Source organism: Stenotrophomonas terrae, from assembly GCF_001431465.1.
GTDB classification, from domain to species: Bacteria; Pseudomonadota; Gammaproteobacteria; order Xanthomonadales; family Xanthomonadaceae; genus Stenotrophomonas; species Stenotrophomonas terrae.
Genome location: NZ_LDJJ01000007.1, coordinates 17,862 through 36,878 on the forward strand (window position 1 = coordinate 17,862; position 19,017 = coordinate 36,878).

Consider the following 19,017-nt stretch of genomic DNA (forward strand, 5'->3'; position numbering starts at 1 on the left):
TTATAGAAATCGGATGCCGCGACGTTCGTACACGGACTCAGCCTTGCCACCAGCATTGGCCGCGCCAATCGCCATGCAGAGCGCAACGGCGGCGTCGATCTTGTTGATGGACCTGTTCTTGTCGAGCCACTGATTGCCCCACTTGTCGCCCTCGATCACAGCGCTCATCAATGCGGACACCAGCACCGGATTCCGCAGCAGCCGGATGCGGCCTTCCAGCAGCGCCTCTTCCAGCAGTCGCAGCGAGCCGGGCATCCACAGCCCTTCGCCCCCCTCCAACAGCGGCTTTCCCTTTCGGAGCCCGCCCTGAGGATGCTCTGCAAATGGCAGAACCATGCCGAGATCACTGACTTCCTGCTCGAATTTGCGGAATGCATACCGGTCGTACGCCACAAGCCCCACGTCGTAGTCGTGGGCGTACTCGGCTAGCGTCTGCGCCACATGTCGGAAGTTGATCGACTGCCCCGCAGGCGCGTGGATGTGGCCGGCCTTGGCCCAAACGTCATAAGGGAGCTTGTCGCGCAGTGTTCGCGCGGCGATGGTGCCTCCCGGCGTCCAGGCCTCGATCCACGCGTCATACGTCGGCTTGCGCACGATCTTCCGCTCGCCATCTACAACAACCTCAACCTCTACCGATCCCGTCTCCACCACCGAAGCCATCGCGGTAATGTCCCGGATCTGCGACAGATCCAAGCCGGTATAAATGCGCTTGCCGTGGTGCTGCTGGACGTCGAAGTCTTCCAGCGCCGGCTCCAGCGTCGCCCGCGCCATCCAGGCCGTCTCTGCATCCGTCCAAATGCAGAAGTGCAATCGCAGGATTCCGTTCAAGGAACCCGGAATCGCCTTGGCTTGGGCAACCACCTCGGCCAGGTACTCCTCGGTGATCGTTACACCCAGCAGTGGATTGGCCTTCCCCCAACAACTCGGGTCCTCCAGCGGGTCATCGCCATCATCCAATGCACAGACATAGCTGAAAGTCGTGTCGTCCAGCGGTTCGCCGATGAACGTTGGATCGTTGACCGCCTCGGTGTGACCGGCGGCAACCTTCACCGCATGCTCGTGTTCTTCCCAGGCCACGCTGTTCCGGTCGCTGCCGGAGTTGGTGATCATGAACAGCATCGGCTCGCGGCGGAACTTGAAGCCGCGCTCCAACATTTCGATGATCTTGCGATCCGGCAGCTCGTGCACCTCGTCTGCCAGCACGAAGTACGGACGCGGGCCGGAGCCGGTCTTGCCCGTATCGCGCGACACCGGACGGAAGAAGCTGCCACTGGCGTGGTGCGCGATGTTGTACTCGCGTCCCGGGCCGCCACTAAACTCCAGCCGCTTGGCTAGTGCCGGCGACTGCTTGACCATCTTCACCGCGTCCGCGAATAGGATGCCGGCCTGATCACGCTTTGCCGCCGCCGCGTAAATCTGCGCTCCCGCCTCGCCGTCGGCAGTCATGCCATACAGGCCAAGCCCGCCAGCCATTGGCGACTTGCCGTTTCCCTTTCCCATCTCGATGTAAGCGCGTCGGAACCGCCGGCGTCCATCAGGCTTCTTCCAGCCGAACAGCGAGCCGAGAATGAAGACTTGGGACGGGTGAAGCTGGAACGCCAGGCCTTCAAACTGCCCTTCGCTTAACTTGAGCACGCCCTCGAAATAGCCGAATGCTCGCTCTGCTGCAGCATGGTCAAAGTGCAATCCGCGCTTATGACCATCCTCCAGATCCTTCAGGTGCCGACGACACGCATTCCGCACATGCGGCCCAGCCACAATCTCGCCAGCCACCACTGCATGCGCATACGCGCTAGTGCGGTCGGCCGAAGAACTGCTCGTCCGGGTCTTCTTCTTCGTCGCCGCCATGATTCACTTTCGTCTCATCAACCGGCGTAGCGCCGAGCTTGGACAGTAGCGAGCCCAGCGCCTGCAACGCCGAGACCCCCATATCCTTGTCCGTCTCCATTCGTGCCGCCAAGATGCAGACCTGGCGCAGCAAGAGCCGGTGGCCGGCATGCAGCCAAGGCATGTTCTCGGCTTGCTCTCGCCATACCGCAACAGCAGCAGGCCTGCGAGAACGTGCGCCCTGGTCATTTGAAGCCCTCGATGGTTGCCCGGTCCGGGTGGCGATAGCTGATCCACTCAGGCATGGGCACGAACCGCCCGTTCTGCTTGAGCTGGATCTGCACGTCGTAGCGCGGCACGTTCTTGAACGTTGCGTCGAATTCATCCAGCAGCACGGTCATCCGCGCCTGCCAGTCATCCGGCATCTCATGCATCAGCACTCGTGGCAGCGGAAGCCAGGATGCATAGCTCAACCCGAACCAGCCCCATAGAGCGTCATAGCCTGGGCGACGAAACATGTTCACTCAAACCTCCATGCCCGCAAGGGCTGCACCTTTACTTGTGCCAACTCAGGGCGAACAATCGTTCTCCCCTCCACATGGGAATACAGACATGGCCGACCGCCTGCTCTTCGAGTACCAGGAAGGCTGCTACGTCAATCCGGACCAGGTTGTCGCAGTAACCAGGCTTGACGGCGGACAACATGGTCCGTGGGAATACCAGATCTACGTCACCGGCTCCGAGATGCCATTTCGGGCTGCCAATTCAGAAAAGGCCGTCGTCGAAGCCTCCCGGAACGACTTGCTAAAGTTCTTCGAGATCCGCTCGCCAAAGCGCTAACCCTCCTTCAAGGGTCCATTCCAATGTCGCCGTGCCAGTGCGCCAGCGCTGCGACGACCAGCCCGGCCAACAGGCCAATGCCCAGGTACATCACGGCGGTTCGGGCGGGATCACCGCCCCCAGACCGCGAAGCAGGCCTTCCAGCGTCTGCACTCGCATGCGCAACCGATGTGCCTCTTCCTGCGCCTCACGCCGCAGCTTGATCTCCTCATCCAGCTGCGTGCCCATCCGGGCCTGCGACTGCTCGAGACGATCAATGCGCTCTGTCAGCCCGCTTACCAGGGTGACGTTGGCGTCCGTCTCGGTCCGCTCTTTCTTGCGGCTGTTGATGACGCCCCAGATCTCCCTCACTGCCCAAAGCGCGAAGGCACCGCCGGCGGCCCACCACGGTGCAGTGGTCGGATCACCGTCCATCAGGACAAGGCCTGGCGCACGCCAGCCTCGATCACCGACTCGTCCCAGAACAGCCCGCCGTTCTCGTGCCGGGCAATCGCAGTCACCATTCGCTGCAGCGGAACCTGCTTGCTGAGGCTGACAATCTCGCGACTGCCCACCCCAACCTCCCGTGCCACCTGAGTGATGTACGCCTCGGTGTCGTTCTCCACCGGGGGAGCCCAACGGTTAATCATGTCCCGCACGGTCCGCAGGCCGTGCTTGTTCTGATACGTCAGCAGCGTCTTGGCCAGCGCGCGGAAACCCGCCTGGGGCGTTTCGAACACGCAGAAGCGTTTCTCGCTAACCAGTGCCGCAGCGCTACGGTCCTCACCGCGCCACACGGTTGCCGTGCGATCCAGATTGCCAGGATTGTTGTTGCGGACGCCGCGCGGCTCCTGCTTGCTGCTCATGGGTGAATCCCCTGTATGGCAAAGGTGCCCGTCACTGCAGCCCGGCTGGGCTCAGTCGTTGTTCCGGTGAGAGTGGACGGGCATAGAAGAACCGATCACCACCGCTGCCTGGTGCGCAGGCCAGTCATGGCGTTTCTGGTGCGCTTGCGCGCGGCACCGGCCCCAATCGCCTCACGGCGAGCGGAGGAGCTTACGGGACGGTGGTGATCGGGTTGAAAAGAAAAAGCCCGGCTTGTGCCGGGCTTTCGTCGCGTGATGGTAGGACTGTAGCCCCAAAAGTGCGCAGGCATCACCTGCGCACTTTTGCGAATCGCAGCGTACGGAAATCGGAAGAACTTCGTTCGACCTACGGGCCCGCGTTCGGTCCAGATGGCAAGAGCTTGAACGAACTCGCCGGTAGGGAAACATGCCATACCGAATGCATCGGCTTCAGCTCCGCATATTGATGACGGATCATGCCCCTCAAGTAGGCGAGCCGCATGTGCCCTTCTATCAGTTGATTCGGATGCATCGGCCCTCCCTTTGGATGCGTTAGTCCCGATGCGTTAGGAGCGACGATAATCGGTGATGGAGTGGTTCCTTCGCTGAGCATGTACTTTGCGAGCCAGGTGCTCTGCCGAATGCGGTTTCGAAATAGCTCGTCTCCCCAGTAATCAAGCTCTTTCATCCAGTTTCCAATGTGTCCGACCTGCATTACTTGATCATTGTTGAGCTCGACGAGCTCGAACTCGAAGAGCTCTGGGGACTTGTCCCTCCATCGGCTGTCGAACTCTCCCCAGTGCCGGTGAACCCAATTCTCTACAACGCACTTCGGAAAGTTCCCAAATCTGGATGGCCAGCGACCGTAGTAGTCCTCGAAAGACTCTGCTGAATCTCCGTAGCCCTTCACCGGGGGAACTTTCATTTGATCACCGCTCTTCTTTGAACAGACGAAAAATGTGCTGCGACCACCTTAACTCAATTGGTACCAGCAATCTTAGGTGGCCTGCGGGGCCTGGAGGTTCCGGCCGCCAGCAGCTAAAGGAACCGGCTTAAGTGTCATGGCGAGTTTGCGAGCCGCAGCTTCCTCCGCCTCGCTCAGCTGCGTGATTAGCCAATCAACAACCGCAACCCAAACCTGCCGGTACGCGGATTCACTGACTCCCATGGAGGCTGCGCGCTCCCGGTTGCTCAACCGCTCGCCCTTCATATAACCCATTGCTACTGCAGCGATCTGCGGAATGCGCTCTTCCAGCCTCTCCGGAAATAGCTGCTCGCGAGCCACGGCAGCACGCGCCTTCAACACGCCCAGATTGCGGCGGGTCTGCTCACCCTGGTCTCGCTCAAACTTCGCTATGCAGTCGGTGATTCCCCAGAGGGTCCGGGCATCGATAAAGCTGCGCGACCGGCGATTGCGCTCTTCCAGTGCCAACCGGGTTATCCCGTGAAACACGCGAACTATGTCCGCGCGGCTCGGATCAGGCCCATACAGCAGCTCAAGCAGGTCCCGACCAAGGCCAGCCGGCACCATGCCGAGCGCCCCAGCGATATCGATGTTGGTCAGGGCATCTACTCCACCACCTGTTCCCGCACCCGCATCCAGCCGGAAAGAGGAGGCGTGAAACCTCGCCAATAGCTCACGAACGTCTTTCATGCTGCTCTCCTCAGTTCAATTACGTGGGTCTGTTGTTCGATCAAGTCGTCGTCGCTGCCGTAGGTCTCGTGGAACACCCGGGAGCCATCCATCAGGCTCGGCCCGTAGATCTCGCGCGTCTGGGCGAGGGTCTTGCCCTCAATCGGGTGCCGGCGGTGATGCCAGACGCACAGGGCGTAACCGAACATGTGGCCTCGACGGCGGTTGCCGCTCTTGGCGTGGTTGTAGTCGCAGCCGTAGACCACCCGGCGCGCTGACAACAGGCCGGCGATCTGGAGCACCAGGCAGGCCATGCACGGCCCAACCTTCGCCAGCTCGATGCGCTCGGCCTCGGCTGCAGTCGGGGTGCCGGTGGAGTGCTGCATCGCCATCAGTCGAACCCCAGCTCCTGGGCAGCGCGCGCCATCGCGGCAGCTGCGCTCTCCCGGTTGGACACGTTGGGCGCGGCCGGCCTCTCGTGGACCAACGCTGGAACGGCGGCCGGCAACGCGCCGCCGGCGGAGACGTGCTGCAGCGCCTGGCTGTAGGCAGCGGCCACCATGCGGGACTGCTGATAGCCATCGGCTGCGTTAAACGCGTGCAGGTCCATCAGCGAGCGCACCAGCACAGACAGCGGGCTGCGGTCCTGCCCGGGGCGTAGTTCCTGCTCCACCTGCGCCAGCGACGGCAGGCCAAGGCACAGCGCGCGAAACTTCGCTGGGTTCGGCGGCCACTCCAGGCCCATGCGCATGCAGGCGGCCATGCCCTCGCCCAACTGCCGCGGCAGCAGACCTTTCAGCGCCAGCGCCCAGGTTTCGCCAGCCAAGGTCAGCGGGCCAGCTGCCGTGGCTGGCGCCAGGCCGTTATCCCGCTTCCACTTGCCCGGGAACATCGCTTCCATCCGCTCCCACAGGTTCCACAGCGCGTCCATGGCGCGCTTGCTGGGCTCACCCGACAACGGCGTACTCGGCGTCGATGAAATCCCCTGCCGGCTGACCTCGTCCCGCTCCGCCTGGGCGGCCAGCGTTGCCACCGCCATGGCGGCGCTCGTATTCGGCCCGTGCTTGGGCAACTCCTGCGGCAGAACCTTCTGCAGTTGATCCATGGGCGTTGGCTCCAGATTTCGGGATGACGGGCAGCGACAGGCCGGCGGCCATTGCGTCGCGGAGGGATTGATTCGGGTCGCCGCCGGATGCGGCCAGGGTTTTCAGCGTCGGTAGGATCTGCAGCCAGCTCTGCACCGACAGCGTCCTACCGGAAACCCGGCGATGGCGAACGAACTGGGCAAGCACCTGGTGATCGATCCAGTCGGGCAGCGACCCCAACGGCGAGATCTCGCGATCGATGTCAGCCTCGGTCAGCTCGTTTCCACACACGCGGTGTGTGTTCTGACGGTTCCCTTTAGTTTCTGACGGTTCCGTGTCCCGTTTTTGGGACTGTTTCGCGGAAAAACGGGACTGTTTGGAGGGAAAAACGGGACTCTTTCCGGCGCTTTTTGGGACTGTCCCGTTTTCGGAACTATTCCGCTTTTGGGACTGTTCCGTTTTCGGTACCGTTTCGACTCTTTGACCAGCAAGCAGCCGATAGACGATCACCTGCTTCGTGTCGCCCATGCGGCGGCCACTGTCCTCGATGAATCCCAGTTCGCGCAGGCGCACGAGGTTGGCGAGAACCGTCTTGCGGTCCTGGCCTGTCGCCTCGGCCAGATAGGCCACCGATGGGTATGCAAGCCAGGTGTCGCCGCTGGCGCAGTTCGCCGCCCCTTCGACTCGGCGAAGCACATAGCCGTGCTCGGCGGCCAGGGCGTGCAGCATCCGGTCATCGCCAGTCACCCCCATGATCTCGCTGGCCTCAGCCAAGCTCAGGTGGTGCGTGCTGTTGTTCGGATTGACCTTGTTGCGCAGCACCGCGCCGGACATGCCAATGCGAATGCCCAGCGCCTCTGCCCCACCCGGGTAGTCCTTCACGGTCTTGTGGGCTGCGTCGGTGATGTTCATTGCTGTGCTCCGTGAACGTGGTTTGCGACAAAGGCGCGGCGCACGATGGGCGCCATGAAAGGAATCGAACTCATCTCAATAGCCCCTCTCGACCGGAAAGCTGGGGCCGCCCTCCCTGCGGTAGGCTGCTGTTTCCACACGAACAGCCCGCAAGGAGGGCGACATGAAAATCGAACGACTCGATGCGATAGACGACAGCGGAAATGCCACGCAGATCGTGAGGACAACACCCCGAATGGACGCCAGCTCGCTGGATGGGCCAGCCAGCTTCGACGGACTGCCCACGTATCGAACGTTGGATGGCGAGCACCTGAACCCGTCGGACGGCGGGTTTGTGGGCATCCAGACAGAGCGCAGGTTCAAGCTCACTTAATCCTCACTCCAGTCGATAAGTGCAGCGGGAAGCACTCCGGGGTGCAGGCGGTGCATAGCCGCCATTCCCGCTTCGAAGATGACTCGTACCTGTCCGCCGGTGAGATTTCGCTCACTGGCCCACAGGGCGATATGGGCCGCCGCCTGATCGGCTGTTTCGTTCGGGATCGTCGAGGAATCGGCTTTCTGGAATGCGTCCATTGCTCAGGCCACCTCCACGGAAACGATGCGGTCGTCATCGGGATCTGCCGGAACGTGCTCGGCCTGGACCGCGGGCTGGACGCCCAACAGGCGCAGCACCTCGGGCAAAGCCGGCAGCGCGCGCTCTTCCTCCCAGCCTTCAACCTGCGCCAAAGGCAAACCCAGCACTGTGGCCAGCTGCTTGTCGTTGGTGAAGCCGAGCCGGGCTCGCAGCGCGCGCTTGCTTATGCGGCAATCAAGCTCAGCGGCCAATGCCCTTGGAGAACTGACAGAGCTGGCACCGTCCGTAGTGCCCCCAAAGACGTCAGTGCGTGTGACACGGGTGTACGGAGGGATACCTCGATACTTCCAGTTCTGGACACGCTGAGTGCCCTTTGGCATCTCAAATCCCAAGCTTCGGGCCACGTCGGCCGGGCCACCAAGCGCATCTATCAGCTCGGCATCCTTGTGCATGACTTTGTCGGTCGAGTTCATGCGCCAATTAAACACCTTGTTTAAACATCAGTCAACGCGGCGTTTAACAACGCGGCGTTTAGTCCCGCGACAATGGCCCATGACCGAAATGCACTCTTCCATGAAGCGCCTTTACGCTGCGGCTGCTCAGCTGGAGCCCGCGATCAGAGGGCAGTCGGCGCTTGCAAGGGCGCTAGGCCAATCCCCGCAGACCCTAAAGAACTGGGAGTCTCGATCGACTGGCGTTTCAGCAGCTGGCGCAAATAGGGCGCAGCAAGAGCTAGGGATTAGCTCGACTTGGATTCTGGAAGCGCACGCGCCAATGTTCATAGGCGCTCCGTCCACCGTCTCTACTCCTGCGACGCCAGACGCCTATGTTCGCGTTCAGCAACTGGAGGCCACGGCAGGCATGGGAGAAGGGGTGGAAAACCCGGATTTTCCGGAGGTTATTCGAGCAATAGATTTCGAGCCAGGCTACATCCGTAGCATTGTAGGATTCGTGCCTGTGCCTGGACGCTTGCGACTGATTTCGGGCAGCGGCGATTCGATGCTGCCGATCATCCAACCTGGCGACGCAGTTGTCGTAGATACCGGCATAACTTCGTTTGACGGCGACGGCATTTATCTGATCAACATGGGAAACGGCCAGCAGATAAAGCGCTTGATCGACAGAGGGATCATCCACGTTGCCAGCGAGAATAAAAGCTACGGCGATCCCTTTCCCATCCCGGAAGGAACAGTGATTGGCGGAAAGGTCTATCTCCGCAATCGGATCGAACGATTTAACTAGTCCGCGGCCCCCAACAAAAAAGCCCTGCCAATGCAGGGCTTTTTCGTGCCAGCCTTCATCAGCCGGCGGCGGCCTGCGGCCAGAAGCGGAAGTTCAACTCTGGAATTAAGCCGCACCGCGAAGCGGTGTCGGCTTGAATGAACTGTTAGGCGGCACATGACAACGATGCAACCGCCCGACGTAGTTGAAGCCAATAGTTGAAAGCTATGAAGCAGGAGACTGGATAGCCAACTAGCCAGAGTGGATTGATGAGTGAAAGTAGCAATGGACGGCGCAACCAACGCGCAACCTTTTGCTCTACCTCCGGAAAGTGCCAATCCGGAAGTGTCGTACCCATAAGCAGTAAGGCATAAGCCGTCTCGATTGCGAAGGCTCCGCAGGTTTCCCAAAACACAGCGCGATTGAACTCAGGCATGTCCTTGGGTTGAGCGGAAATCTCGCGTCCGAAGCGTTGGAAATCTTCTTCGTCCAGACCGATTTCGGTCCAGGCGTAAGATACCGCCTCCCAGATTTTCTCTCGGTTCACGTGAGACTCCTTTGCCGCCTAACTCCGAAATTAAGTCGACTCGCGAAGCGAGTTCGGCTTGAATGAACTGTTAGGCGCCACCCTACGATCCGAAGCCGCCAGGAAGCAACCGGACCTCTGCGGACATGCAGACGCCATTACCACCGGATAGTGGCCGTACACCCAAGATGGTGCCCTGCTGCGTGAGCTCCGCCTGGACTATGACGATAGGCTGCTCAGAGCCATCCTCCAGTAGCTGAACTGCGCAGCATGGAAGGCTCATTGGAGCTGGAGTGGAACCACCCTGCACATAGAAGACGGCAGAGCCGGCCGTAACATCAGCCTCGGTTGCTGGGCGGCCGACTATGCACGGTGTGGCATGCCAATCGGTTGCCGAAACGGGACCCCAAAGATCAGTCATAGCTGTAGTGGCGCCTAACTATCTAATAGACGGACCCGTGGGTCCGGTTATACGACTTATCCACAAAGCGCCGTATGGTGTGCTTTGCCCTTGATACAGCTCGATCTTAGGGCCGCTGGGTCCGGCTAACAACCCTGCGTATAACCGGACCCAGCGGTAGGCTCGGCGGCCGCACCAATGGCCGCTATGGGTCGCAGGACGCCCTACTCCCTACGGCCAGGAGCAGACGTTAAACTCCGGAATTAGGCCGCGCCGCGAAGCGGCATCGGCTTGAATGAATTGTTAGGGCGCATCCACGTGCCCAAGGACGGTACCGTCCTGAACATAGTAGATGGTCTGAATTCCCTGATACAGGTCTGAAACCTCAAAGGTCATTTGGTGCGCACAAAGACAAGCCGTAGCCATGCCAGAAGGTGATTTTGTCGGGAGCGACAGAGTTGCAGCATTGCGCCACTCACGAAGCTCTGGCTTGTCTGGAAGATACGCACAGTTGAGCTGGGCGGTGACGATGAGCGTAACGACATTGCCATTGCGGCTGGATTCCAGACGGGCGGCCTGCTCCAGTGGAGGGGCGTTGTCACACAGCTCCTTATCCGCGACAAGGGACACGGTGCCGGCGCTGGCCGTGATGGGCAGCCAAGCAATCTGGAGTAGTACAGACCAAACTGCGCGAATCTTCATATGCGCCCCAACTACAGAATAGACAGGCCCCATGCCGGGCATTACCCCTGATACAGCCCGATCTTAGGACGGCGGGGTCCGGCGAACAAGCCGACGTATGACCGGAGTTAGCGCTAGGCCCTGCGGCCGCATCAATGTCCGCTATGGGTCGCATGCCGTCCTGCGGCCAAGAGCAGGCTTTTGCACCAGACACGCAGGCCGAGCCGCGAAGCGGCTTCCCTTTGGTTCTCACAATTTCTTCTCGAGAACGATCCTGACAAATGGAATCCAGTGGTCACCATCCAGTTGCGTCCATTCGCCAGTCAACTGTGATCCATCAACGCTGAAGCATCCAACGAAACGCTGGCTTTTCCCTTCAATCGTGTAATTGCACTCGTTGATCCTGGATACGAAATCATTCGTGCTCCCGTCAGGATCGTAGCTTCGACTGAAGAACTCGCCGGTGGTGCCGTTGATCCCAATTATTTCGATCGACTGCACGCGCTGTGACCCCATCATGGCGTCCACCTCATGCATCAGGAACTGCCCGTTCGGCAGCCATGAATAGATATCAGTCGCCTGCGACCTGCCCCCTGCACTGCCATCGGGCTCGAGCGCAGTGATGGTGGTCTGCCACGCCCCATGCAGGACGTCGAGGCGGCGGTGATGATCGGAAGGGAAGTTGTGCTGAGCCATGAAATTCTCCTGTTGGTGTCAATTCGACGAACCAGAGTGGGAAATCTCGACATGCCGACGCTTTTTTTTTACAGGGAAGCACACTTGTTGCCGCCCCGAGCTACGGACACCTCCCGCAGCAGCCACTTCAACCGCTGATTCAGGGCGCACGCCCCGATGCACACTGACACTACCGATCCCTTACGGCCAAAACACGCCGGGTATGCGGATGTCCGCTTTGGGTCGCTACCAGCCAACCGGCGGAGCTCGGGAAAGGCATAAATTAAACATCTTGTTGACTTGTAGTTAAACACGCTGTTTAATTCCTCCATCGCCCCGCGACACACCCATTCCGGGCAGGGGCTGGAGATCAGGTTCATGGCAACCGCCCGTACCTTCCTCGCCGCTCTGTGCCTCGCACTGAGCGGTTGCGCCGCCACCGGCCAGCCCGAGCCCTCCCCGGCCGCTGAGGTCACCACCGATGGCGAAGTGACCATCCCGGCAGACCTGGTCATCAGCAGCCCCCGCATCTGCGCCGCCCTCGCCGTCTACGAGCTCTCCGAGCATGACGACTGGGGCCTGCGCGCCACCATCGCCGGCACAGCCTTGAACGGCTTTCGCGCCGCCGAACGCGTGCCCAACTGCGCCGCCGGCGTCGCCGTCGCGCTGACCAAAAACTTCTCGGAACGCCGCTGGCTGCTCGCGCTCGAAGCCGTCGATGCAGTCACCTCCGGCTCCTACTCCGTTCCCCTCGCATGCGCCCGGGCAACTGCGGTTGTCCCCCTGTCTGCCGCAGACGCCCGGGCGCACTGCGTCATCTATGACCTGGCTTTCGTCGGTGGTGCGCAATGAAGCACTCCACGCGCGAGTTCCTCGGAACCCTTCTCGTCACCCTGGCAGCTGCCGCCATCATCGGCGCGCTTCTCGCGCTGCTGTCCTACGGCAAATAGGAGAGGCACATGCAACGCATGATCAGCGAGCCGACACCGATCATCCCCTGCAGCAAAGGCCACGCCGCACGACACATGCTCGATCTCCGCCGGGAATCGGCAGGCGGCGGCCACAGCGTGGAATGCGCGTGCACCAGCACTGCCAAGCACCTCACCTTCGAAGAAGCCCATGCGGAGTGGTGCCTTGTGCACGGACAGCGCGCGCCGAAACGCAGACCAGCAGGGAAGCGATCGGTATTCCCGTCTGAGCTCGCCCAGCTGCAGCTGAGTCTGTGAAACGCCCATGACCGACCAAGCCCAGTGCGACGAACTGCTCGCGGCCCTCACCAAACGCCCGATGACAGCAATGGAGATCCTCCTGGAGCTCGGCATCGGCAGGCCCAGCGCGCGCATCTACGACCTGCGGCAGCAAGGCCACCCGATCCACTCCACAGAAGTCGTGGTCAACAACCGCAAGGGCAAGCCCTGCCGCGTTGCCAGCTACAGCGTCACCACCGACCAGATGCTCCTCATTCCACAGCTACCAGGCCGCGCGAAGTTCTCGCAGCGCCCAGGCAAGAAGGAAACCAACCGATGAACGATTCCACCCCGACCACCTGCACCTGCCCCAGCGGCGACGGCTCACTGCGCCATCCCTGCCCCACTCATCCAATTCAGCGCGCGCAGGCACAGCCCGCCGCAGCGCAGGAGGCGGTGGCGTACTGCCACCATCTGCCCGGCGACAACGAAGCAGTAGGTTTGTTTAATAAGCAGACCGAACACGCACGCATCCCGCTCTACGCCGCCCCCGTCGCCGCAGCGCCGGTTGGTGACGCATTTGATGGCGCGAGCTACAAGCGCATGTTCATTGATGCGTGCGAAGCGCTGGCCGAGGTATCAAGCGAACTGGACTGCGATCCGGAAGAGGGTGGCGCTGAGCCGATCCTCGCGGCAATCGCTAAGTTGAAGGCCAGCACCCCCGCAGCGCCGGGGATCGACCTGCGCAAGCTGAGTGAATCTTGGCTTGAACAGGCTGAGACGATGAAGGGAAGCTCGCCAAGCAAGGCCGCAGGGATGTGGGCATGCGCAAAAGAACTGCGTGACGCGCTCGACGCCAGCCCCGAGGGCGGCAGCGATGCACGGGCGCAGTTTGAAGTTTGGGCCGCTGGTGTCAATTTGTGCGTAGGCAGGTCTGACCCGGATAGAAGCGCCTATTGGAGTGACCGAACCACCGCAGCATGGAAAGCGTGGCAAGCCGCAATGCAGGCCGCCAGCGCCGAGGTGGGGTCGTGAGCGCGGTCAGTGTGCAGGAGGCCGTTGATCGCCTCGAACAGATCGCCAGTGCCGTGCGCGTTCCCTATCCGCACTGGCTCGGCGGTGGTGAGGCCGATCAAGGACCTTCCTACTGCCACGAATGCGCGATGAAGGCGGTGAATGCCGATCGCGGTGAATTCGTGGATGGCGGCTGGAGCCAGGACAACGACGGCTGCTGCCACTGCCATGACTGCAGGCGGCTGCTGGACTACACGTTGACCGATTACGGCGTAAGCGAGGAACTGGATCACTTCAGGAGCACTCGCTTACGCGGGGCCCTGGACGCCGAAACTGCATATCACCTTGCACGCCTGCTGGAGCATTACAGCGAGCATCCGGAGGTGAAGGCGATTCTGCCCAAGGTGCGCCGGGCGCTCGCACGCACTGAGCACCCCACCAGCCACGGCGCGGGGGTGTCGGATGAGTAGACCGCGCCCCTCGCGCGAGGACGTTTCAGTAGTCGATCTGCCGGGTGGCGAATCGAAGCCCTGCATTCAAGGCTTCTTCCAGGCTGACGAAGTTATTTCGAACAGGCCTCTTGAAAGGCGGGAGTTCGCTGATCTCCACCACATGGACGAAAGCCTCGCCGCCTTCCGCCTGCCAGGCCTCCACATAGATGTCCTTCCCGTAGTAGGAGGTAACAAGAGTGTCGCGCTTTATCTCAGGGGCCATTTCGAGTTCCTTTTCGGGGCGAATCAGCATTCTGCCATGAAGGTGATCTATGGATGACCAGCAGCGCGCCAGGGAGTTGGCCGGCGACCTCGCTTGGAAGCTGGCAACCCTGAAGCCGGGGTCGTGCGGTGTCGTTTCGCTGCGCAGAGAAGAGTGGGATTACGTGGTTGGCGCCCTGCGCGCCGCGCCAGAGGTGGGTCGCCTTCTCGCGCTCCTGGAACAGTGGGAGCAGCGGACCGCGAAGGCTTACCCAGTCGACGCCATGCTGATCAACAAGCACATCCGTGAGCTTGGCTCAGTCCTCCGTGTGGAGAACCTGCTCGATCAGCGCCGTGTCTCCGTCGTAGCAAACGGTTCGCAGGTTGTTCCGCCTCCCGCACTCTGGGCACATGAAGTGCATCCCGAAGCTGTCGATAGCGGGCTCGACATCGGCAAAGCCGGTGAACGTCTCGTGGCAGCGGATGCACTGGAGCATGCGTCCGGTGTACGCCAGAACTGTGACGGTTCGGCTACCGCGTCGGAGGGATTCGTGTTGGTGCCCGAGGTGATGGACATCGACATGGAGGTTGCCTTCTGCGAGGCATGGTTCAGCAAGCGTCGCTGCATTGACGATGCCGACATGCAAGACGCATGGGCCGCCGCCCTCGCCGCACGCCCGCAGGGGGCGAAGTGATGGCCAAAGATATGCCCATCGGCCTTTGCGCCGTCTGCAATGACGACTTGGACTTGAGCGATGCCGGCATCTGCAAGACCTGCGGCCAAGGATTCTGCTGGAGTAGCTGTGGTACCTGGCACGGTGGTCAGCATGCCTGCCACAACTGTGTGCCAGAGCTCACTGACGAAGCCGGCTGCCCTCACTGCGGCGAACCCTGGTGCGACGCGGACTGCGTTGGCGAAGACAGCCCGCAGGAGGCGAGCGATGCGTGAGCTAGAACCGCAGCGTGCCGTCGGAGCTAACGCCGGTCACCGCGAACAGCTGATCTTCAATGTAACTCGCCGCCTCCAGCGAGGAGTTGAAATGGATCGAGTCGTATCGATGAACCACAAAAACATCCTGAGCCAGATGCCTCGCAGAGATCGCCGCCTCGCCGGGGCCTTCCACCCCGTGCTCAACGTAGGCGTGAAGCTGCCAGCCATCGACGTACCTGATCATCCCGACTCCGTCGTCTCGAATTCGCTGGAAAGCGTCCCGCGTTCATCTTTCCGTGTCAACCGCACCGTATGCCCCAAGCGGGCAATGCGGATGAAGCGACCGCCTAAGCGTCCATTGCCCCAAAGCTACCTTGACCGTTCTTCGGTCGCCCTGATGCGTTCGTGCAATTCATTAAGCACGTCCATGCCGATTGCGGTAAGTACTGGCGGCGTTCCAGCAGCGTACCCCCACATCACAAGATCACCCAGCAACGGCGGAGTATCCGGCTTGTCCCCGTCAGCAACGGCGCTCAACGACGACATCAATGCTCTTTCAGCAGGTCGCAATTCCATTCACTCCTTTGCTAAATCTCCCGATCTGACCATCGCCGGTCTTCGGCATGGCCGCAATGAGACCAAGGATCTAGACCGCCGGACCTGCATCACAGAACCACGAAACAACCGAATCAAGAGCGCCCGGGTGGCGATGGAAGGAGAAGCCCATGAGCACGGCTGAGAGATTGCTGACGCTGTCCCAGGCGGCGGAGAGCTCGGGAGTGTCGACCAAGACGCTCAGACGGGCCATTGATGCCGGCGAGCTGGACGCCTCCCGACTCGGGACCAGCGCGAAATCTGATCGTATTCACCCCATCGACCTGAAAATCTGGTGGGCAAAGAGGAAGCTAAGTACATGCCAGTCACCAAGCGTGCCAACGGCCACTATCAAGTCACCGTCTGCTACGGCGGACGAACGTATCGCAAAACTTCTCGGCACTGGAGCCACGCGGACGCGAAAGCCTACGAGCGAAAGTGGCTCGCCTCCGTCAAAGACGTTGCGGCTGGTCGTGAGCCGGAGCGCTTGATTGCCGAGGCGCTGGAGAAGTGGCTGCTAGACCACGTGCCGCGCCTGCGGTCAGCAACGAAGACAAAGGCCCACTGTCGGGCGCTGCTCCCCTACATTGCAGGCAGGAAGCTGTCCGAGGTTTCCCAGGTGTGGGCGGAGATCAAGGCTGCCGAAATGGACAAGGCGCCAGCAACCGTCAACCACAAGGCCCGAATCCTGCGCCAGATCACGCGCATGGCGTGGCGCGAATGGGGTTGGGTGGAGCGCCCGGCCGCAATCACCCTGCTGCCAGAGAAGGCGCGAGAGACGTTCCTGACCGCTGCTCAGGTGGAAGCGCTGGCGCTGGCCTGCCCGAACCCGCTGGCCGGCGACTATGTGCGCCTGGCCGCATACACCGGCATTCGACGTGGCCACCTGCTCCGCCTGACCAAGCATGAAGTGCAGAACGGCTTTATCCGGCTCGATCGCAGCAGCAAGACGTCCACCCTGCAGATGGTGCCGCTGCACCCCAAGGTGCTGGAGATCGCAAAGAGACTGCCGCTGCCGATCACCGAAGATGGGGTGCGCAGTTCGTGGGAGGCTGCGCGCTCTGCCCTTGGCATGGAGTCGGTGCGCTGGCACGATCTGCGCCATTCGTGTGCATCATGGTTGGTGCAGGCCGGCGTTCCGCTGCACACTGTCGCCGAGATCCTGGGTCACACGTCGACTGCAATGACTCGGCGCTATGCGCACCTTGCGCCAGAACACCTGGCTGATGCGATGGCGAAATTGGCATGAGCTGCACAAAAACTGCACAGCCCGTTTCGCGGTAGTTACAGCACAAATGGCCGAAACCCTTGTGCTGCAATGGTGCCCGGAGCCGGAATCGAACCGGCAAGGCCTTGCGGCCGGCGGATTTTAAGTCCGATGCGTCTACCAGTTTCGCCATCCGGGCATCACGATAGCGTGCCTGATTGCGGCCCAATTGTGAACCGCGAAGATCGGCAGCGCCGTGCGGACGCTGCCGGAATGGCCTCAGCCGATAGCCCGTGAATAGCGCGCAGGCTGCTGCGCGGCCTTCAGATAGCGGTCAAAACACATTGCTATCAGGCGCAGCAAGGGCCGCCCCTGCGCGGTTGCCGCCACCACACCCTGTTCGTAACTGGCCAGGCCGTCATCCTGCAGGTGCCGCAGCGCGATCAGTTCATCGGCGAAATAGAGATCAAAATCCACACCATGGTGGCGTGCCAATGCGTGGCCATCGACCTTGCCGTGGCACATCAGCTGCTGGATGAGCTCGGCACGCAGCATGTCATCGCTGTCCAGCTCCAAACCACGCCATACCGGCACGCCACCTTCGGCGACCTTGGCCTCCCATTCCTTCAGGTCACGCGGGTTCTGGCTGTAGCTGCTGTCGATATGACTGATTGCACTGACCCCCAACCCCAGCAGATCACTGTCGGCATGGGTGGTATAGCCCATGAAATTGCGATGCAGGCTGCCGGCGCGTTGCGCGCGTGACAAATCCTCTTCCGGCAGCGCGAAATGGTCCATGCCGATGTACTGGTAGCCGGCAGCCGACAGCCGCTCCACCGCCAGCCCCAACAGCGCCAGCTTCTGTTCCGGATCCGGCAGATCACGGTCCTGGATCTGCCGCTGTGCCTTGAACATATGCGGCAGGTGCGCGTAACCATAGATCGCCAGACGATCCGGCCGCGCCTCGATCACCGTATCCAGCGTACGGCCGAAACCAGCCAGGGTCTGCAGCGGCAAACCATAGATCAGATCCACGTTGACCGAGCGCATGCCGTTGTCGCGGCAGGCCTGGATGATGGCCATCGTCTCGTCCACCGCCTGCACGCGATTGATCGCCTGTTGCACGGCCGGATCGAAATCCTGCACACCCAGGCTGGCACGGTTGAAGCCCAGCTCGGCGAGCGTCGCGATATCGTCCACGCTGACCGAACGCGGATCGAGTTCGATGGAGAAATCGCGCGCGCTGCCCTGACTGAAATTGAACAAGCGCTGCAGGCCCTCCATCAGCCGGCGCAACTGCGCGGACGCCAGGAAATTGGGAGTGCCTCCGCCCAGGTGCAACTGCACCACCTCGCGTTCACGCGCGAACAGCGGTGCCAGCCAGTCAGCTTCGATCAGCAGCTGATCAACATAGTGTTCGCCCCTGCTGCGGTCGCGGCTGATGACCCGGTTGCAGCCACAGTAGAAACACGGGCTGCTGCAATACGGCACATGCACATACAGTGACAACGGTCGGCCTACCGCGTTGCTGCGCGCCACCGCCGCGCAGAACTGTGCCTGCCCGTAGCCATCATGGAAGTGCGGCGCGGTGGGATAGGAGGTATAGCGCGGCCCGGGCCGATCATGCCGGCGCAGCAGGTCGGCATCGAAGGTCCAGCCCAGGGCGTTGGAGGTCGTCGGCAGCGGCATGTTCATGGCTACAGCTTGCCCGCAACGCCAGCGCCCCGCCTTGAGCTGGATCAATCCAGCCTCTTTCTGAATAGGCCGCCGGCGTGACCCCTATCAGGCGACTACAGAATCGGGAACGAGGGCGCGTGATAGCGCCGCCAGATCGAGCCGGCAACGCGCGCCGCCGCCTCATCGGCCAGCGCCTGCATCGCAGGGTTGCCCAGTTCCGCGGTGGTCTGGCTGAACAAGGCCAACCAACGCTCGAACATTGGCCACTCCAGCCCGGGAATGGCCAGGTGCTTGGGCATCGGCGCGCCGTTGAAGCGCGAGGTCCCGCGCAGCAGTGCTGACCAGAAGTCCACCAGCTGCTGCAGGTGCTGCTCCCAGTCGTGCACGCGCGCTTCGAATATCGGCCCCAGCACCGCGTCTTCGCGCACCCGCGCATAGAAGCGCCGCACCAGAAGCTCAACTTCCTGCTCGCTGCATACATCCGGCCCTGCCCGCACCACCCACCTCCTGTTGCTTG

29 protein-coding genes and 1 tRNA gene are annotated in these 19,017 nt (G+C 61.5%); 11 read left to right on the forward strand and 19 right to left on the reverse strand.

Annotated features, from left to right (window positions below; genetic code table 11):
• The 3 genes from ABB27_RS02470 to ABB27_RS02480 form a co-directional block, all read right to left on the reverse strand.
• Positions 1-1,848 carry a terminase large subunit gene (locus tag ABB27_RS02470; RefSeq protein ID WP_083491103.1) on the reverse strand — a complete coding sequence of 616 codons (1,848 nt, stop codon included), beginning with the start codon at positions 1,846-1,848 and terminating at the stop codon, positions 1-3.
• Positions 1,793-2,011, reverse strand: a complete 219-nt coding sequence (locus ABB27_RS02475; RefSeq protein ID WP_057626653.1) for a hypothetical protein — start codon at positions 2,009-2,011, stop codon at positions 1,793-1,795. The genes ABB27_RS02470 and ABB27_RS02475 overlap by 56 nt, the downstream gene beginning before the upstream one ends.
• Before the next feature lie 61 nt (positions 2,012-2,072).
• A complete protein-coding gene (locus tag ABB27_RS02480; protein WP_211263660.1) occupies positions 2,073-2,261 on the reverse strand; it encodes a hypothetical protein in 189 nt (62 codons plus the stop codon).
• Between the two features lie 178 nt (positions 2,262-2,439).
• Here ABB27_RS02480 and ABB27_RS02485 point away from each other — a divergent pair, with 178 nt between their 5' ends.
• Positions 2,440-2,667, forward strand: coding sequence for a hypothetical protein (locus ABB27_RS02485; RefSeq protein ID WP_057626655.1), 228 nt, complete (start codon positions 2,440-2,442; stop codon positions 2,665-2,667).
• Positions 2,668-2,757: 90 nt separating this feature from the next.
• Here the strand turns inward: ABB27_RS02485 and ABB27_RS02490 are convergent, their stop codons facing one another.
• The 7 genes from ABB27_RS02490 to ABB27_RS20260 all read right to left on the reverse strand — a co-directional run bounded on the left by ABB27_RS02490 (position 2,758) and on the right by ABB27_RS20260 (position 7,121).
• A complete protein-coding gene (locus tag ABB27_RS02490) occupies positions 2,758-3,081 on the reverse strand; it encodes a hypothetical protein (protein WP_057626656.1) in 324 nt (107 codons plus the stop codon).
• Complete coding sequence (locus tag ABB27_RS02495; RefSeq protein ID WP_057626657.1) at positions 3,081-3,512, reverse strand: structural protein P5; 432 nt, start codon at positions 3,510-3,512, stop codon at positions 3,081-3,083. The genes ABB27_RS02490 and ABB27_RS02495 overlap by 1 nt, the downstream gene beginning before the upstream one ends.
• Positions 3,513-3,858: 346 nt before the next feature.
• A complete protein-coding gene (locus tag ABB27_RS02500) occupies positions 3,859-4,416 on the reverse strand; it encodes a hypothetical protein (RefSeq protein ID WP_057626658.1) in 558 nt (185 codons plus the stop codon).
• A gap of 72 nt (positions 4,417-4,488) precedes the next feature.
• On the reverse strand, positions 4,489-5,145 hold the full coding sequence (locus ABB27_RS02505; protein ID WP_057626659.1) for a hypothetical protein: 657 nt from the start codon (positions 5,143-5,145) through the stop codon (positions 4,489-4,491).
• Positions 5,142-5,516, reverse strand: a complete 375-nt coding sequence (locus ABB27_RS02510) for a Ref family recombination enhancement nuclease (protein WP_244479107.1) — start codon at positions 5,514-5,516, stop codon at positions 5,142-5,144. The genes ABB27_RS02505 and ABB27_RS02510 overlap by 4 nt, the downstream gene beginning before the upstream one ends.
• Positions 5,516-6,163: a hypothetical protein gene (locus ABB27_RS02515; protein WP_244479108.1), complete on the reverse strand. Its 648-nt coding sequence runs from the start codon at positions 6,161-6,163 to the stop codon at positions 5,516-5,518. The genes ABB27_RS02510 and ABB27_RS02515 overlap by 1 nt, the downstream gene beginning before the upstream one ends.
• Complete coding sequence (locus ABB27_RS20260; RefSeq protein WP_057626660.1) at positions 6,072-7,121, reverse strand: phage regulatory CII family protein; 1,050 nt, start codon at positions 7,119-7,121, stop codon at positions 6,072-6,074. The genes ABB27_RS02515 and ABB27_RS20260 overlap by 92 nt, the downstream gene beginning before the upstream one ends.
• A gap of 163 nt (positions 7,122-7,284) precedes the next feature.
• Between ABB27_RS20260 and ABB27_RS02525 the strand changes: the two genes are divergently transcribed.
• Entirely contained in the window at positions 7,285-7,494 is a 210-nt protein-coding gene (locus ABB27_RS02525; protein WP_057626661.1) for a hypothetical protein, read from the forward strand.
• Here the strand turns inward: ABB27_RS02525 and ABB27_RS02530 are convergent.
• Both ABB27_RS02530 and ABB27_RS20015 read right to left on the reverse strand, forming a co-directional pair.
• On the reverse strand, positions 7,491-7,694 hold the full coding sequence (locus ABB27_RS02530; protein WP_057626662.1) for a hypothetical protein: 204 nt from the start codon (positions 7,692-7,694) through the stop codon (positions 7,491-7,493). The genes ABB27_RS02525 and ABB27_RS02530 overlap by 4 nt on opposite strands.
• Before the next feature lie 3 nt (positions 7,695-7,697).
• Positions 7,698-8,168 (reverse strand): helix-turn-helix domain-containing protein, encoded by a 471-nt coding sequence (locus tag ABB27_RS20015; RefSeq protein WP_083491104.1) that lies wholly within the window; start codon positions 8,166-8,168, stop codon positions 7,698-7,700.
• A gap of 79 nt (positions 8,169-8,247) precedes the next feature.
• Between ABB27_RS20015 and ABB27_RS02540 the strand changes: the two genes are divergently transcribed.
• Entirely contained in the window at positions 8,248-8,937 is a 690-nt protein-coding gene (locus ABB27_RS02540; RefSeq protein ID WP_244479109.1) for a LexA family transcriptional regulator, read from the forward strand.
• Positions 8,938-9,082: 145 nt separating this feature from the next.
• Here ABB27_RS02540 and ABB27_RS19570 read toward each other — a convergent pair whose 3' ends face one another.
• From ABB27_RS19570 to ABB27_RS02550, 3 genes are all read right to left on the reverse strand, one after another.
• Positions 9,083-9,463: a hypothetical protein gene (locus ABB27_RS19570; protein WP_152984403.1), complete on the reverse strand. Its 381-nt coding sequence runs from the start codon at positions 9,461-9,463 to the stop codon at positions 9,083-9,085.
• Between the two features lie 682 nt (positions 9,464-10,145).
• Positions 10,146-10,544, reverse strand: coding sequence for a hypothetical protein (locus ABB27_RS02545; protein WP_152984404.1), 399 nt, complete (start codon positions 10,542-10,544; stop codon positions 10,146-10,148).
• Between the two features lie 228 nt (positions 10,545-10,772).
• Positions 10,773-11,219: a DUF1579 family protein gene (locus ABB27_RS02550; protein ID WP_057626666.1), complete on the reverse strand. Its 447-nt coding sequence runs from the start codon at positions 11,217-11,219 to the stop codon at positions 10,773-10,775.
• Between the two features lie 357 nt (positions 11,220-11,576).
• On the opposite strand from ABB27_RS02550, the gene ABB27_RS02555 reads away from it, so the two are divergent.
• The 5 genes from ABB27_RS02555 (at position 11,577) to ABB27_RS02570 (ending at position 13,869) form a co-directional block, all read left to right on the forward strand.
• Positions 11,577-12,050 (forward strand): hypothetical protein, encoded by a 474-nt coding sequence (locus ABB27_RS02555; RefSeq protein WP_244479110.1) that lies wholly within the window; start codon positions 11,577-11,579, stop codon positions 12,048-12,050.
• Positions 12,051-12,157: 107 nt separating this feature from the next.
• The gene (locus ABB27_RS19200) at positions 12,158-12,424 is read left to right on the forward strand and encodes a hypothetical protein (RefSeq protein ID WP_083491105.1); all 267 of its coding nucleotides are present in this window, start codon (positions 12,158-12,160) and stop codon (positions 12,422-12,424) included.
• A 7-nt stretch (positions 12,425-12,431) separates the two neighbouring features.
• Complete coding sequence (locus tag ABB27_RS02560) at positions 12,432-12,725, forward strand: helix-turn-helix domain-containing protein (RefSeq protein ID WP_057626667.1); 294 nt, start codon at positions 12,432-12,434, stop codon at positions 12,723-12,725.
• Positions 12,722-13,420, forward strand: a complete 699-nt coding sequence (locus ABB27_RS02565) for a phiTE_015 family protein (RefSeq protein ID WP_057626668.1) — start codon at positions 12,722-12,724, stop codon at positions 13,418-13,420. Before ABB27_RS02560 ends, ABB27_RS02565 begins: the two co-directional genes overlap by 4 nt.
• Positions 13,417-13,869, forward strand: coding sequence for a hypothetical protein (locus tag ABB27_RS02570; protein WP_057626669.1), 453 nt, complete (start codon positions 13,417-13,419; stop codon positions 13,867-13,869). The genes ABB27_RS02565 and ABB27_RS02570 overlap by 4 nt, the downstream gene beginning before the upstream one ends.
• Positions 13,870-13,894: 25 nt before the next feature.
• Here the strand turns inward: ABB27_RS02570 and ABB27_RS02575 are convergent, their stop codons facing one another.
• On the reverse strand, positions 13,895-14,143 hold the full coding sequence (locus ABB27_RS02575; RefSeq protein ID WP_057626670.1) for a hypothetical protein: 249 nt from the start codon (positions 14,141-14,143) through the stop codon (positions 13,895-13,897).
• 19 nt (positions 14,144-14,162) lie between these two features.
• Here ABB27_RS02575 and ABB27_RS02580 point away from each other — a divergent pair, with 19 nt between their 5' ends.
• The 3 genes from ABB27_RS02580 to ABB27_RS02590 all read left to right on the forward strand — a co-directional run bounded on the left by ABB27_RS02580 (position 14,163) and on the right by ABB27_RS02590 (position 16,865).
• On the forward strand, positions 14,163-14,786 hold the full coding sequence (locus ABB27_RS02580) for a hypothetical protein (protein WP_057626671.1): 624 nt from the start codon (positions 14,163-14,165) through the stop codon (positions 14,784-14,786).
• A gap of 246 nt (positions 14,787-15,032) precedes the next feature.
• Positions 15,033-15,761 (forward strand): hypothetical protein, encoded by a 729-nt coding sequence (locus ABB27_RS19575; protein ID WP_152984405.1) that lies wholly within the window; start codon positions 15,033-15,035, stop codon positions 15,759-15,761.
• 174 nt (positions 15,762-15,935) lie between these two features.
• The gene (locus ABB27_RS02590; protein WP_057626673.1) at positions 15,936-16,865 is read left to right on the forward strand and encodes a tyrosine-type recombinase/integrase; all 930 of its coding nucleotides are present in this window, start codon (positions 15,936-15,938) and stop codon (positions 16,863-16,865) included.
• Positions 16,866-16,935: 70 nt separating this feature from the next.
• On the opposite strand, the gene ABB27_RS02595 is transcribed toward ABB27_RS02590, so the two are convergent.
• From ABB27_RS02595 to ABB27_RS02605, 3 genes are all read right to left on the reverse strand, one after another.
• Positions 16,936-17,022, reverse strand: a tRNA-Leu gene (locus tag ABB27_RS02595).
• Positions 17,023-17,102: 80 nt separating this feature from the next.
• Positions 17,103-18,512 carry an oxygen-independent coproporphyrinogen III oxidase gene (hemN, locus tag ABB27_RS02600; protein WP_057626674.1) on the reverse strand — a complete coding sequence of 470 codons (1,410 nt, stop codon included), beginning with the start codon at positions 18,510-18,512 and terminating at the stop codon, positions 17,103-17,105.
• Between the two features lie 101 nt (positions 18,513-18,613).
• A complete protein-coding gene (locus ABB27_RS02605) occupies positions 18,614-18,997 on the reverse strand; it encodes a group III truncated hemoglobin (protein ID WP_244479111.1) in 384 nt (127 codons plus the stop codon).
• Positions 18,998-19,017: the final 20 nt, after the last annotated feature.